General features: G+C 73.9%; 9 protein-coding genes. 6 read left to right on the plus strand and 3 right to left on the minus strand.

The features are described 5' to 3' along the window. Positions 1 to 320: 320 nt before the first annotated feature. The gene (locus tag ABD352_RS25070; protein WP_344614916.1) at positions 321 to 1,979 is read right to left on the minus strand and encodes a CBM96 family carbohydrate-binding protein; all 1,659 of its coding nucleotides are present in this window, start codon (positions 1,977 to 1,979) and stop codon (positions 321 to 323) included. A 412-nt stretch (positions 1,980 to 2,391) separates the two neighbouring features. Between ABD352_RS25070 and ABD352_RS25075 the strand changes: the two genes are divergently transcribed. Together ABD352_RS25075 and ABD352_RS25080 are read left to right on the plus strand one after the other, a co-directional pair. Beyond that, positions 2,392 to 2,610: a DUF7455 domain-containing protein gene (locus ABD352_RS25075; protein WP_344614917.1), complete on the plus strand. Its 219-nt coding sequence runs from the start codon at positions 2,392 to 2,394 to the stop codon at positions 2,608 to 2,610. A gap of 691 nt (positions 2,611 to 3,301) precedes the next feature. Further along, positions 3,302 to 4,822: a putative bifunctional diguanylate cyclase/phosphodiesterase gene (locus tag ABD352_RS25080; RefSeq protein WP_344614918.1), complete on the plus strand. Its 1,521-nt coding sequence runs from the start codon at positions 3,302 to 3,304 to the stop codon at positions 4,820 to 4,822. A gap of 60 nt (positions 4,823 to 4,882) precedes the next feature. Here the strand turns inward: ABD352_RS25080 and ABD352_RS25085 are convergent, their stop codons facing one another. Further along, positions 4,883 to 6,334, minus strand: coding sequence for a GGDEF domain-containing protein (locus tag ABD352_RS25085; RefSeq protein WP_344614919.1), 1,452 nt, complete (start codon positions 6,332 to 6,334; stop codon positions 4,883 to 4,885). A gap of 176 nt (positions 6,335 to 6,510) precedes the next feature. On the opposite strand from ABD352_RS25085, the gene ABD352_RS25090 reads away from it, so the two are divergent. Next, on the plus strand, positions 6,511 to 6,756 hold the full coding sequence (locus tag ABD352_RS25090; RefSeq protein WP_344614920.1) for a hypothetical protein: 246 nt from the start codon (positions 6,511 to 6,513) through the stop codon (positions 6,754 to 6,756). Positions 6,757 to 6,874: 118 nt separating this feature from the next. Continuing rightward, complete coding sequence (locus ABD352_RS25095; RefSeq protein WP_344614921.1) at positions 6,875 to 8,404, plus strand: ATP-dependent DNA ligase; 1,530 nt, start codon at positions 6,875 to 6,877, stop codon at positions 8,402 to 8,404. Here ABD352_RS25095 and ABD352_RS25100 read toward each other — a convergent pair. Continuing rightward, the gene (locus ABD352_RS25100; RefSeq protein ID WP_344614922.1) at positions 8,386 to 9,192 is read right to left on the minus strand and encodes an SURF1 family cytochrome oxidase biogenesis protein; all 807 of its coding nucleotides are present in this window, start codon (positions 9,190 to 9,192) and stop codon (positions 8,386 to 8,388) included. The genes ABD352_RS25095 and ABD352_RS25100 overlap by 19 nt on opposite strands. 95 nt (positions 9,193 to 9,287) lie before the next feature. Here ABD352_RS25100 and ABD352_RS25105 point away from each other — a divergent pair, with 95 nt between their 5' ends. Together ABD352_RS25105 and ABD352_RS25110 are read left to right on the plus strand one after the other, a co-directional pair. Continuing rightward, positions 9,288 to 12,563, plus strand: coding sequence for a cobyrinic acid a,c-diamide synthase CobB (locus ABD352_RS25105; protein ID WP_344614923.1), 3,276 nt, complete (start codon positions 9,288 to 9,290; stop codon positions 12,561 to 12,563). Further along, on the plus strand, positions 12,563 to 13,138 hold the full coding sequence (locus ABD352_RS25110; RefSeq protein WP_344614924.1) for a GNAT family N-acetyltransferase: 576 nt from the start codon (positions 12,563 to 12,565) through the stop codon (positions 13,136 to 13,138). The genes ABD352_RS25105 and ABD352_RS25110 overlap by 1 nt, the downstream gene beginning before the upstream one ends. Positions 13,139 to 13,301: the final 163 nt, after the last annotated feature.

A 13,301-nucleotide genomic window follows, 5' to 3' on the forward strand; every position in this document is an offset into this window, starting at 1 on the left:
CGGTTGTCCCGTGCCTGGGCCACGCTCGGGACCGCTGTTGCCGCCGGTTGCAGAAAGGTTTTCCGGGCGGCTTGAGAGGCGGCTTCAGTGGCGGCTTCGGAGGCGGCTTCAGTGGCGGCTTCGGAGGCGGCTTCAGTGGCGGCTTCGGAGGCGGCTTCGGAGGCGGCTTCAGTGGCGGCTTCGGAGGCGGCTTCAGTGGCGGCTTCAGTGGCGGCTTCAGTGGCGGCTTCGGAGGCGGCTTCGGAGGCGGCTTCGGGAATGGCGAAGGCCGCCCGGACGCGTGGTCCGGGCGGCCTTCACTCACCGGGGGGAACCGGGAATCAGAGCTTGACGTTGAAACGCGGGTCGGCGGCGATCTGCTGGAAGGCGGCAAGCGCCTCCGGGGTGTCGTCCATGCGGATGTCGTGACCGCTCTGGTCCTTCGCGGTCTCGAAGTACACCAGGCCCTTGATCTGGGGCATCTTGGCCAGCTGGGGCAGGACGGTGGCGTAGACGGCGGCCTTGTTCTTGCCCACGACCGTGGCGGACGAGTCGTACACGCCCCACTCGGCGACCATGACCGGCTTGCCCTGGTGCTTGGTCGTGGCCCAGTTGTAGAAGCCCGGGAAGCCGGCGCTCGTGCGGTTCATCATGTAGTTGAAGTCGCCGTAGTGGAAGCCGCCCGGCTGCGCGTTGTTGTAGGTGTCCACGCCGATCCAGTCCACGACGTCGTCGCCCGGGTACATGTCGTACCACCACGACGCGCTGTTCCACTTCTCGTAGTTCATGTACGCGACCACGAACACGGCGTTGGTGACCCCGTCGGCCTTCAGGCGCAGCGCGGTGTGGCGGAACATGGCGGCGAAGTCCTTGGCCGTCTGGCCCGAGCCGTCCTTCGGGTTGACGTCGTTCTCCGGCTCGTGGTGCAGCACCATGAAGAACTGCTTGGTGGCGAAGTTGGCCTTGATGTAGGTGGCCAGCCGGTCGATGCGCGCGTCCTGGTCGCCCTTGGCCACGTTGGCCCACGTGGTGCCGTAGCCGACCTTCCAGTTCAGCATCAGCGTGCGCGGGTGTGCCGGGTCGTTGGTCATGGCGATCTCGGCCTTGGTGGGGAACAGTTCGTCGCCCTTGTGGTACGTGTGATAGATCGTCGATGTCCGGCCCGTCTTCGCCTCGAAGGTCTTCAGGGCCTCGTCGCGCGGCACGTCGGAGAAGCCGCCGGCCGCCGCGCCCCACAGCACGCCGCAGGTCGGGACGAGCTTGGCGCCCACCGCGCACTCGCCGGGGTTCGTGGTGGCCGGCGTGGTCGGGCTCTGCGAAGGCGTGGTCGGGCTGGGCGAAGGCGTGGCCGGGCTGGGCGAAGGCGTGGCCGGGCTCGTCGCCGGGGCGCTCTCGGTCGGCTGGGTGACGACCTTGCGGGTCACCGTGACGTCGAGCGCGGGCTGGCCGGTGGTCGCCTCGGAGGAGCGGAACCGGGCCGGGGTGTTGGCCACGGCCGAGGTCACGGCGAAGCTGTACGTCCCGGGGCCCTTGACCACGGAGCTCACGTCGAAGGAGACCGTCGCGGCGGTGGCGGCCGGCTTGGCGGTGCCGATCGCGGCGCCGAGGGCCGGGTCGTTCTTGGCGTTCAGCGTCTTCTCGGTCCACGCGGTGCCGGCCACCTTGCGCAGCACGATCGAGCCGGGCAGGTTGCCCGACGCCCGGGTCAGCGTGACCTTGGCGCCCTTGACGGTGCCGCCGGCGCCCGGTGCGGCCACGGTGAACTTCAGGAAGCCGATCATCGTGTCCGCGCCCTGGCGGCCCGCGACGAGGGTGCTGGAGGAGCCGAAGTTGTACGACGGGCGGGAGCTGGAGCTGTAGGTGTCGTCCGCGGCGCCCGAGCGCACGACGTCGGTCGTCTCCGCAGCGGCGGCGGGGCCGCAGTAGACGGCGGTACCGAGTCCGGCACCGAGGGCGAGCGCGGCGATCGGCATCAAGGTGCGGGCGTTGCGGCGAATCATCTATTCAAAGCCCTTCCGTGGCTGGCGCAATCCTGTGGAGCGGGTGCTGCGATCCGGCTGCGTCATCCGGACCTCCACAAGATTCGCCAGCCCGGGGTACACCCCCGGTTCGCCGAAAGTTGCCGTTGGGGTGTCCGGGTTCGTCCACTGTGGACCGATCGCACGCATCCCCGCGGCGGGTGACCTGGCCAGGCGCTTGGTGTCAAAACGTTGCCGGTCGGGTATGTGGTCTTCCCCCGTGATGCATCAGACGAACGGTCGGTTCAGGCAACCGACCGGTGACCAAACGCCAACGCTTACGAACTAGGCGCTCAAATCCGGCGAACGTAATGTTGGTCCGGTAAGGCGCAAGACCCAGAAATGCCACATTTCAACCAGCAGCCCGCCGGTTCGACATTTCGAGGAGACTGAAATGACCCCGATGCTGATCTCGCGCCCGGCCGTTCACGTCGTCCCCGAGCTTGCGAGCGAGCGTTGCGACAGTTGCGGCGCCGCGGCGAAGCTGACGGCGACCTTCACCAACGCCGGCGAGCTGTCGTTCTGCGGCCACCACGCCAACCGCTTCGCCGACCGGATCGCCGCCACCGCGGACAAGGTCGTCGTGGAGTCCGGCTTCGAATGGCGGAACTGATCGCCACCTCTTGAACAGCGCGCATGGCGCCGTGGCCCTCGGGCTGCGGCGCCATGCGCGTCTTCTCGGCGTTTATGGACTTTCGGATTTATCCGATATTTTCGGACATTCCGCCATGTGTGGATCGTGACCGCTGCTCGGTGATTCGCTCTGTTCGGCGCGGCGGCAGCAGTGCGGGCAGGACCAGTTCCACGAGGCGGCCGCGCCAGTGCAGGGCTGCCCGGGCCTGGAACGCGGGATTCCGGGGCGGTCTCGCCGGCTCGTCGTGCGGTCCGGCCGTGGCCGTCACGGCAACTGTCGGCCGAAGAGGGCGGCGATCCGGCGCTGCCAGGCCACGAGCACCCGGGGCGGCCGTGCGGCGCCGTGGTTCGGGTTCTTCGGCCGTGGCTTCGGGCTCTTCGGCCGCGGTGAGCGGTGCTGCAACGCGCGGCCGTGGTGGCCGGGCGGGTGGTCGGTGTGTCCCGGGACGCCCGGGATGCGGTGTGTCAGGCGGTGGAGCAGGCCTTCCTGTTGACGTTCTCCGGCCATCTTGAAGCCCTCCCGAGGCGGAGCGGATAGAACGTACGGTGTACGTCATCCACGTTAGACGTACGCTGTACGTCGCGTCAACGGGGTGGACCGGCGGGGCGATCGTGCCGCGTGTTATCTGGCAAGTCGGAAAAATCGGATATTCGGCCGATAGCATGCACATGTGCGTCGCAAGCCGAGCCCTCGTCCGCGGCGGCCCGGGGCGGGTCGCGAGGGGGCGCTGTTCGCCGCCGTGTGGGTGGCCGGGGCGGCGTTTCTGGCCGCCGTACCGTCGATGGCGAGGCAGTTCTCGTCCCTCCTGGCCGGCGCGACGGCCCTGGCCGCGGCGTGCGTCGCCGTCCTGCTCGTCCGCCACCGCGCCCGGCGCCTGACGCGCTCGCTCGAGCGGTCCTCGGCCCGCCGCCGCGGATTGGAGCAGGCCCTGCGCGACCGGGCCACCCGCGACCCGGTCACCGGGCTGGCCAGCCGGGCCATGCTCACCGCCCTGCTGCACGACATCGGGCCGGGGCTGAGCGTGGTGCTGCTCGACCTCGACGGCTTCAAGGAGATCAACGACGAGCTGGGGCACCAGGCCGGGGACGCGCTGCTGGTGCAGGTGGCGCAGCGGCTGCGGGCGGCCCTGCCGGACGCCGACGTGCTCGCGCGGCCGGGCGACGACGAGTTCGCGGCTGTGTGGCGCGGGCCGGCGCCGTCCGACGCGGCCGAGCGGGCGCTGGCCGCGCTGCGGGCCGCGTTCCCCCTGGCCGGGCGGACCGTGCACCTGACCGGCAGCGCCGGCGTGGTCGTGGCCGACGGGCAGCGCACCTCGGAGGAGATCCTGCGCGACGCCGACCTGGCCCTGGAGGCGGCCAAGGACGGCGGCAAGGACCGGACCGTGCGGTTCGAAACCGGCCTGCGTACCGCCGCCGACCGGCACCGGGAGCTGGCCGCGGGGCTTCGCCGGGCGCTGCGCGAGGGCGAGTTCGAGCTGCACTACCAGCCGGTCGTGCGGCTGAGCGACGGGCGGGTCACCGCGGTCGAGGCCCTGCTGCGCTGGCACCCGCCGGGCGGCGAGGCGATCCCACCGGGCGTGTTCGTGCCGGTCGCCGAGGCCATCGGGCTGATCGTCCCCCTGGGCTGGTGGGTGCTGGCCCAGGCGTGCGCGCAGGCGCGGGAGTGGCACGAGCGCTCCGGCATCAGCGTCACCGTGAACGTCGCCGCCCACCAGCTGCGCGAGCCGGACTTCGTCGAGCGGGTGCGGGCCGCGCTGGCCGCGGGCGGGCTGCCGCCCACCGCGCTCGTGCTGGAGGTGACCGAGAGCGCGCTGGTCGCCGACACCGAGTCCACGGCCCGGCTCGACGTGCTGCGGGCGGACGGCGTGCGCGTGGCCATCGACGACTTCGGCACCGGGTACTCGTCCCTGGCCTACCTCGTCCACCTGCCGGTCGACGTGCTGAAGATCGACCGTACCTTCATCGCCACCTCGGTCGACACCACGCTCATGCGGGCGATCCTGCAGCTGGCCGGCGGGTTGTCGCTGCAGACCGTGGCCGAGGGCGTGGAGACCGAGGAGCAGGCGGCGACGCTGCGGGCGCTGGGCTGCGAGCACGCCCAGGGCTATCTGTTCTCCCGTCCGGTGCCGCCCGACGCCCTCGAGCCGCTGCTGTCCGGCCGCCTCGAGCTGGGCGCGGCGCGGGCGCGATGAGTTCGGAGTGGCGTCTTCCTGGGTCGGGCGGCCTTGAGCTGGGTGTGGCGTCCTTCTGGGTCAGGCGGCCTCGAGTTCGGTGCGGCGTGGGCGCGGTAGAGGGGTGGGCCAGTCTTCGGGCTCGGCCGGCACGCGGGTGACCTTCGCGCACTGGCCGGCCGTCACGACCCGGTCGCGGCCGGCCCGCTTGGCCGCGTAGAGCGCCCGGTCGGCCAGGTGCACGAGCTCGCCGGGGTCCGCGGCGTCGGCGGGGAGCACTGCGGTGCCGGCCGAGACCGAAACGGCGCGGTGTACGCCCGTGCCCAGCTCGATCGGCCCGCCGCCCACGGCCGCGCGCAGCCGGTCCGCGACCTGCGCCGTGCGCTCCGCGTCGGCGTCCGGGACGAGCAGCGCGAACTCCTCGCCGCCGTAGCGGGCCAGGGTCACGCCGGGCCCGGCCGCCGCGCGCAGCCGGTCCGCGACCTCGCGCAGTACCCGGTCCCCGGCCGGGTGGCCGAAGGAGTCGTTCACGCGCTTGAAGTGGTCGATGTCCACCAGGATCAGCCCGAGCGGACGGCCCCTTCGCACGGCGCGGAGGCGCTCCTCGAATGCCCGCCTGGTGTGCAGGCCGGTCAGCACGTCGGTCACGGCCAGCCGGTGCTGCTCGGCGACCAGGCCGGCCATCCGCCCGAGGACGAGCAGGAACAGCAGGGCGCACGCGACGGCGATGACCGGGACGTCGCGCGTGGTGCCGCGTGTGTACTGCACCAGCAGTACCACCGGGGCAAGTAACGACGCGGCGGCCAGGGCCACCACGCGCGCGGGCGTGGAGGGGACCGCCCGCACCGGCGCCGGGTCGTCGATGCGCCGCATGGAGGGGTGCAGGGCCGAGCCGCCGAGCAGTGCGTAGGCCAGCAGCCACAGGAAGCCGTCCCAGCCGTTCGCCGCGCCGCCCAGGATCGTGAACGCGGCGTCGCCCGCGAGCATGGCGACCAGGCTGCCCAGCAGCATGAGGCAGCTGGGCGTGCGGGCGCCGCCGCCGAGCAGCATCCGCAGGCCGATGGCCAGCACGAGCAGGTCGCCGACCGGGTACGCGACGGTCACCAGCCGGTCCGCCGGCGTGAGGTACACCCAGGACAGCAGGCCGGCGGCGATGGCCAGGATGCCGGCGTCCAGCAGCGACGGGATGTGCCGGCCGGGCGTGCGGCGCCGCACGAAGCTCACCAGCGCGGCCGCGACGAGGGGGTACTGCGCCAGGTGGAGGGCGTCGGCGGCGCCCGGGAACGCGACCTCGCCGGGCGGGACGAGCTGGCCGGCGCCGAGCAGCAGCCAGCCGGTGCGGCCGTCCGGGCGGTAGCGCCACACCGCGGCCGGCACGGCGAGCGCGGTGGCCGTGGACAGCCCGGCGTACAGGACGCCGGCCAGGTGCGCGCCCATGCCGAGCGTGCGCAGCGCGACGAATGCCGCGGCGGTCAGCGTCCCGAGCACGAGAAAGGCCGCCCAGAAGGGCCTCTGCTCACGGACTGTGATCACATAGCCATTCTCCGTCATCAGTGCTCGGAATTGGTCGTCCAGTCGGATGGGCCACAGTTCTGCCGAGGTTGTTCCCCGTCACAGTCGCGCGGCCGATGCCACCCCGTCTGCAACCCGAATGACACGGCGGTGCACTGCCGGGAGCGTGTCCTTGGTTGAGGCGAAGGGAGCAAGACATGACGCCACAGCTTCTCGAACACGTCCGCGCCGAGGCGCTCTTCGTGTCGGACGTGCAGTTGTCGGAGGCCCTCGACGCGGAGCGGGTCCGCCGGGCGGTCATGCTGAGCGTGCGGCGGCACGGGCCGCGCGGGTGTGCGGCGCTGGTGGCCCACGAGTTCGGGGAGCACCCGGACACGGCGGTGCACCGGATGGGGTGGGTGCTGGACGCGATCCGCCAGGCCTACACGCGGGCCTACGTCTGAGGGCTTTTTCGATAAGTCGGGCGCTGGCGCGCCACGACTTATCGGACTTATACCTTATTTCCGATTCCTGGATCTTGTGTCCCTGATTTTGTCGTACCCCAGGGGGAGAATCCCGGGTATGCGATTCGAGGAGTTGGCAGGGGTTTCCCGAGCGGTGGCCGCGACTTCGGCGCGCAATGCCAAGATCGACCTGTTGGCCGCCGCGCTGCGGGGGCTGGCCGAGTCGGGCGACCAGCGCACCGTCGCCGCCGGCGCCGGTTACCTGGCCGGCGAGCTGCGCCAGCGCCAGACGGGGGTGGGCTACGCGAGCCTGCGCGACCTGCCGGCCCCGGCCGCCGAGGCCTCGCTGAGCGTCGCCGACGTCGACCTTGCCTTCGAGCGGATGTCACAGCTGTCCGGCAAGGGCTCCCAGGCCGCCCGCCGCGAGCAGGTCGCCACCCTGTTCGGCGCGGCCACCGACGCCGAGCGCCGGCTGCTGGTCGGGCTGCTCAGCGGCGAGCTGCGCCAGGGTGCGCAGGCCGGCCTGCTCGCCGACGCCCTCGCCCGGGCCGCCGGGCTCTCCTCCGCCGCGGTGCGCCGGGCCCTGCTCCTGGCCGGCGACCTCAAGGCGGTCGCGGCCGACGCGCTGCTGGGCGGGGCCGAGGCGCTGGACGCCTATCGGCTCACCGTCGGCCGGCCGCTCGCCCCGATGCTCGCCTCGAGCGCGCCCAACGCCACCGAGGCGCTCTCGGGCACGGGCGTGCCGGCCGCGGCCGACATCAAGATCGACGGGGTGCGCATCCAGGTGCACCGGGACGGCTCCGCCATCTCGGTCTTCAGCCGCAGCCTGGACGACCTGACCGCGCGGGTGCCGGGCGTGGTCGCCGCGGTGGCCGCGCTGGACGTGACCTCGGTCGTGCTCGACGGCGAGGCGGTCGGCGTCGACCCCGGCAGCGGCCGGGCCATTCCCTTCCAGGAGACCTCCAGCCGCGCCGCCCGGCGCGACGGGGTGTCGATCCTGCACCCCTTCTTCTTCGACATCCTGCACCTCGACGGGGTCGACCTGCTCGACGAGCCGGCCGGGCAGCGGTGGGCGGCGCTGGAGCGGGTGGTCCCGGAGCGGCTGCGGGTCGGGCGCACCATGGTCGGCTCGGCGGAGGAGGCCGAGGCGGCCTTCGCGCGGGCCGTCGCCGACGGGCACGAGGGGCTGGTGATCAAGTCGGTCGGGGCGGCGTACGACGTGGGCCGGCGCGGCGCCGCCTGGGTCAAGGTCAAGCCGCGGCACACGCTCGACCTGGTGGTCCTGGCCGTCGAGTGGGGGCACGGGCGGCGCCGGGGATGGCTGTCCAACCTGCACCTGGGCGCGCGGGACCCCGCGACCGGCGGGTTCGTGATGCTGGGCAAGACGTTCAAGGGGATGACCGACGAGATGCTGCGGTGGCAGACCGAGCGGCTGCGCGCCCTCGCCGTCGAGGAGTCCGAGTGGGTGGTGCGGGTGCGGCCGGAGCTGGTGGTGGAGATCGCCTTCGACGGGGTGCAGACGTCACCGCGCTATCCGGGTGGGGTGGCGCTGCGGTTCGCGCGGGTTTTGCGGTACCGCGAGGACAAGCGCCCGGACGAGGCGGACACCATCGACGCGGTCCGCGCGATTCACCGGGGCACGCCGTGAGCGGCGTCCACCTCGTCGGGCTCCTCGTCCAGGAGGTTGTCCGGGCGCGGGCCGCGCGCCTCGCGGCGGGCCAGGTAGCCGAAGCCGTAGACGGTCATCGCCGCGAAGAGCCACCACTGCAGGACGTAGCCGGCGTTCTGCAGGGCGTTCTGCTTCTCGGCGGGCACCATGGTCAGGCCGGCGGTGGGCGCGTCGGCGCTGACGTAGGCGTCGAAGAGCGCGTAGGGCAGCGTCGGGGCGATCACCGCGGGCGTGATCCGGCGGATCTCCGCGTGGCCGGCGACCTCCTGCGGGCGCCCGCCCCGGCTCTCCGGCGGCTGCAGCCGGCCGGACACCGTCACGCTGCCGCTGGGGGCCGCGGGCACCTGGGGCGCGGTGAGCGCGCCGGACGAGGCCGGGCGCACCCAGCCCCGGTCGACCAGCACCGCCTTGCCGTCGCCGAGCACCAGCGGGGTCAGCACCTCGAAGCCGACCGCGCCCTCGACGGTCCGGCCGCGGACCAGGATCTCGTGGGCCGGGTCGTAGGTGCCGGTGACCGTCACCCGGGTCCACTGGGCGTGCTCCGCCGGCGCCGGCCCGACCGTCCCCGGGCCGCCGGAGGGCGCGCCGACCACGCCGGTCAGCGCCACGGGCGTGGCCGACGTGCCGGCGTCGATCCGGGCGTTGATCTCCGCCCGCTGGTGGTAGCGGTCGAGCTGCCACAGGCCGAGCAGCACCATGACGGTCGCCGCGGCCACCGTCAGCGCGGCGTAGCCGAGCCACCGGGGCGTCGCGAGAAACCGGTACACAACCTGCACGGTATCCCGTCCTCTTCCGGGCAGTCGGGGTGGCGCCCGTTCGGTATCGTCCGGGACACACGTCTGCCCGAGCGCCGGAGGACCACATGAGCACGATCCCGCGGCTGGTGATCAGCGCACCGTCGTCGGGCCACGGCAAGACGGCCATCTCGGTCGGACTGCTCGCGGCGCTGTCCGCCCGGGGCTATCGGGCCGCCGGTTTCAAGATCGGGCCGGACCACGTCGACGCCGCCTACCTGGGGCTGGCCGCCGGGCGGCCCGGGCGCAACCTGGACCCGCGCATGGTCGGGGCCAAGCGGATGGGCCCGTTGTTCGCCCACGGCGCCGCCTCGCTGGACATCGCCGTCGTCGAGGGCACCATGGGGCTCTTCGACGGGCTGGCCGGGCGCACCGACAGCGAGTCCACCGCGCAGATCTCCGGCCTGCTGCGCGCACCGGTCATCCTGGTCGTCGACGTCGGCGCGATGGGGCAGTCCGTCGCCGCGCTCGTGCACGGCTTCCGCGCCTACGACGAGCTGCTCTGGCTCGGCGGCGTGATCCTCAACCGGGTCGCTTCCAGCCGGCACGAGCAGCTGCTGCGCGAGGCCCTCGACGACATCGGGGTGCCGGTCCTCGGCGCCCTGCGCCGCCACGCCCTCAGCGACGCCGGCGAGTCGGGGGCGCCGCTGCCGTCCCGCCAGCACGGCGTCGCCCCGGTCGTGCACCACAACATCGACGCCGTGCGGGCCGTGCGCCGCCTGGGCGAGGTCATCGCCGCCGCCGTCGACATCGACCGGACCATGGCGCTGGCCCGCTCCGCGCCCCGGCTGACCTCCGACGCGTGGGACGCCGAGGCCGAGATCGCGGCGGCCGGCGACCCGGGCATGTCCACGCTCGCCGCCACGCGCATCGGCCGCCGGCCGATCATCGGCGTCTCCTTCGCCTACCCCGAGACCGCCGAGCTGCTGGCCGCGGCCGGCGCCGAGGTCGTCCCGTTCGACCCGCTGCGCGACGAGACCCTCCCGCCCAACGTGGACGGCCTGGTCATCGGGGCGGCGCTTCCGGAGTCGTACGCCGAGGAGCTCACCTTCAACGGCCGGCTCCGCTCCGCCGTCGCCGCCCACGCCGCCGCCGGCAAGCCGATCGCCGCGGAGGGCACCGGCCTCGTGTGGCTCTGCCGCGACTACAACGGCCGGCCCATGTGCGGGGTCGTGGACGCCTCGGCCCGCGAGACCGACCTCGTGGTGCTGGGCTATCGCGAGGCGACCGCCCGCTCGTCCTCCGTCCTGCTGCCGGTCGGCGCGCAGGTCATCGGCCACAAGATGCACCGCACCAGCATCACGCCGCGGGCCGGCCTGCAGGCCGCCTGGACCTGGGCCGGCGGCCCCGCCGAGGGCTTCGTGCAGCGCGGGGTGCACGCCTCCTACCTGGGGCTGCACTGGGCCGGCACACCGTCCATCGCCGCCCGCTTCGTGGCGGCGGCGGGGGCCACGGCGGCGCCGACGCCCGGCCAGTGGAGCACCCCCTCCACCAGCCCCTACGGCCGGCCCTCCGTGCCGATCATGACCTTCCCGACGGCGCCGGTCACCGGCGTGGCGGCCGCCGCGGGCACGCCCAGCTACACGGCCGACTACACGGCGGCGGACGCCCCGGCCCCGCGGGTGCAGGGGGCCGCCATTCCCGGCTCGATCCTGGCCAGCCCGGGCGGGCCGGGGTCGATCGCGTCGGGTGCGGCGGACGGCACGCCCTCGCCCACCCTGTCGCTGCCGCCGGTGGCCGCGAGCGCGGTGGGGACCTCGTCCGTGCCGGCCTCGCCCTACGCGCGGCCCGTCGAGGACGCAGGGAAGCCGGCCAACGCGCCGACCTCGCCGGGGGCGTCGTCGCCGTTCGGACCGGCGCTGGGCGCGGCCATGCCCACGCCGTGGACGGCAGACTCGGCGTCGGCCGGTGCCAGCTCCGCGGCGTCGGGTGCTGGCTCTGCGGCGTCGGGTGCTGGCTCTGCGGCGTCGGGTGCCACGGACTCGCAGGCCCCCGCAGCCGGTGATGGCGGTGGCGTTCCGGCCGCCGGGACGCCGGATGCGGAGGCGTCCGTTCCCGGGCCGTCCGCTGCTGGGTCGTCCGGCTCGGCGCCTTCGGCCGCCGCCGCGGTGGCCTCGGGGGGTCAGGCCTCCTCCGCCGTCGGTGATTCCGGCGATTCGGACCTGTCCTACGTGAGCGACTCGGGGGACGAGCGCCCGCGGTCCGGGGGTGGGTTGCCGGCGGCCGGCCTGGTGATCGCCGGGCCCTGGGCGGGCCACGAGAGCGGTCAGGGCGGCTCGGACGACGACGCAGTTGACCAGGCCACGACGGTGCTGCCGGGCGACACCGGCGGGGCCGCCGGTGCCACGCCGCCTGGCGCGACGGGTGGGGCGAGCGTTGGGGTGCCTTCCGACCCGAATGGTCCCGCGGACGCCGCCGGCCTGCCATCGTCTGGGGTTGTGCCGACGTCCGTACCGATCGCGCCGGGGTCCGTGCCGGGGCAGTCCACGAGCCAGTCAGTGTCCGCCGCCCAGCCCGTCTCCACTCCGCCGGTGAGCGACGAGCGCCCGGGCGGGGCCGTCAATCCGGCGACGTCGTCCGCGGTGCCGGTGTCGTCCGCCCCCATGCCCAGGGCCACCGCCCCGGTGTCGGCCGCGCCCATCGGCGTCACGGCGATGTCGGCCGTGGAGTCCGAGCTCGCGGCGTCGGAGGCCGAGGCCGGCTCCTACGCCGGCGACTCGTATGCGGCCGCCGACTCATACCCGGCCGACTCGTACGCCGCGGATTCCTACCCCGCGGACTCGTACTCCGCGCCCTCCCTGCCGATTTCTATGCCGGCCGCCGGGCTCGCCGAGCAGGCGCCCGTGTCCGCGCCACCGGTCTCCGCGCCTCCGTCCTCGAACCTGCCGTCGCCGGGCGGCGCCGGATCGAGTTCGCCGGTGTCGACCGCGCCCGTGTCGAGCGCGCCGGCTCCGGGCGGCGGGGCGGGGTCCGTGGTGGCGAGCGCCCCGGTGACGAGCGGGCCGGTGTTCGCGGGGTCCGGGGCCGCCGGGTCGGTGTCGGGGGTGCCCGTGTCGAGCGCGCCGGTCACCGGCGGGTCACCCTTCGGGCCGGCTGTGGGAACCGCGTCCATTCCAGTCTCACCCGTGTCGGGGGCGGGTTCTGAGGGGTCGGGTTCGGTAGTGTCCGGATCCGTGCCTTCTTCGCGCGTTTCTGGGTCATCGTCCGATCTGTCCGAGCCCCGGGCTGCCTCCACGCCGCCGGGGCAGCGGGCCGGGGACGCCGCCGCGGCTGCGGGGGCCTCGTCGGCCGGGGAGGGTGCCGGCTCGGCGCCGCCGGCCGGTGGTTCGAGCGAGGCGGTCTAGTGTCGACCTGGTCGGTGGCGCTGCGCCGGTTTCCCTCGCTGATGGTGGAGACGCCGCGCCTGACGGTGCGGCCGCTGTGCGCGGACGACGACAAGCGGGTGGCCGAGATCTTCGCCGACCGTCTCGTGCGCCGGTGGCTGCCGGTGGCGCAGGACGATGTGGACGAGTTCGACGGGTACGCGTGGTGCACCGAGCTCGCCGTCGAGCGGCGCGACAGCGGGGCCGGTGACCATTACGGCATCGTGCGGCGCGAGGACGAGCGGCTCGTCGGGTGCCTGTGGACAAAGAACACCGACTGGCTGACCCGGTCGACCGAGGTGACGTGCGCAGTGGCGGCGGACGCCCGCGGCTACGGGGTGGCGCCCGAGGCGATCGACGTGCTGGCGCTGTCGCTGCTGTTGGAGCACCGGTTCCAGCGCATCGAGCTGCGGGTCGCGCCCGGCAATGTGGCCTCGCGGCGGGTGGCCGAGAAGGCCGGGTTCACGTACGAGGGGCTCCTGCGCAACGCCGGCTCGCTCGCCAGCGGGCGGGTCGACCTCGAGAGCTGGTCGCTGCTGCCGTCCGACATTCGCTGACCCCGGGCCGGGCGGAGCGGTCGCATCGGCTGGGCGGAACTCGATCGAGGGGCGGGACCGCGAGGGTTTCGTGGCCCGCCGCCCGGTCCCGAGGGGGCCGGGCCGCCAGGCCGCCGTGCCGCAGGCCGCCAGGCCGCCGTGCCGCAGGCCGCCAGGCCGCCGT

Origin of the sequence: Dactylosporangium salmoneum (assembly GCF_039532525.1) — a bacterium.
Classification (GTDB): Bacteria; Actinomycetota; Actinomycetes; order Mycobacteriales; family Micromonosporaceae; genus Dactylosporangium; species Dactylosporangium salmoneum.

Excerpts from the sequence above, each read along its gene's own strand:
- ABD352_RS25075 (WP_344614917.1), top strand. The coding sequence starts at position 2,392 with ATGACCCCGATGCTGATCTCGCGCCCGGCCGTTCACGTCGTCCCCGAG.
- ABD352_RS25070 (WP_344614916.1), bottom strand. The coding sequence starts at position 1,979 with ATGATTCGCCGCAACGCCCGCACCTTGATGCCGATCGCCGCGCTCGCC.
- ABD352_RS25105 (WP_344614923.1), top strand. The coding sequence starts at position 9,288 with ATGAGCACGATCCCGCGGCTGGTGATCAGCGCACCGTCGTCGGGCCAC.
- ABD352_RS25090 (WP_344614920.1), top strand. The coding sequence starts at position 6,511 with ATGACGCCACAGCTTCTCGAACACGTCCGCGCCGAGGCGCTCTTCGTG.
- ABD352_RS25095 (WP_344614921.1), top strand. The coding sequence starts at position 6,875 with ATGCGATTCGAGGAGTTGGCAGGGGTTTCCCGAGCGGTGGCCGCGACT.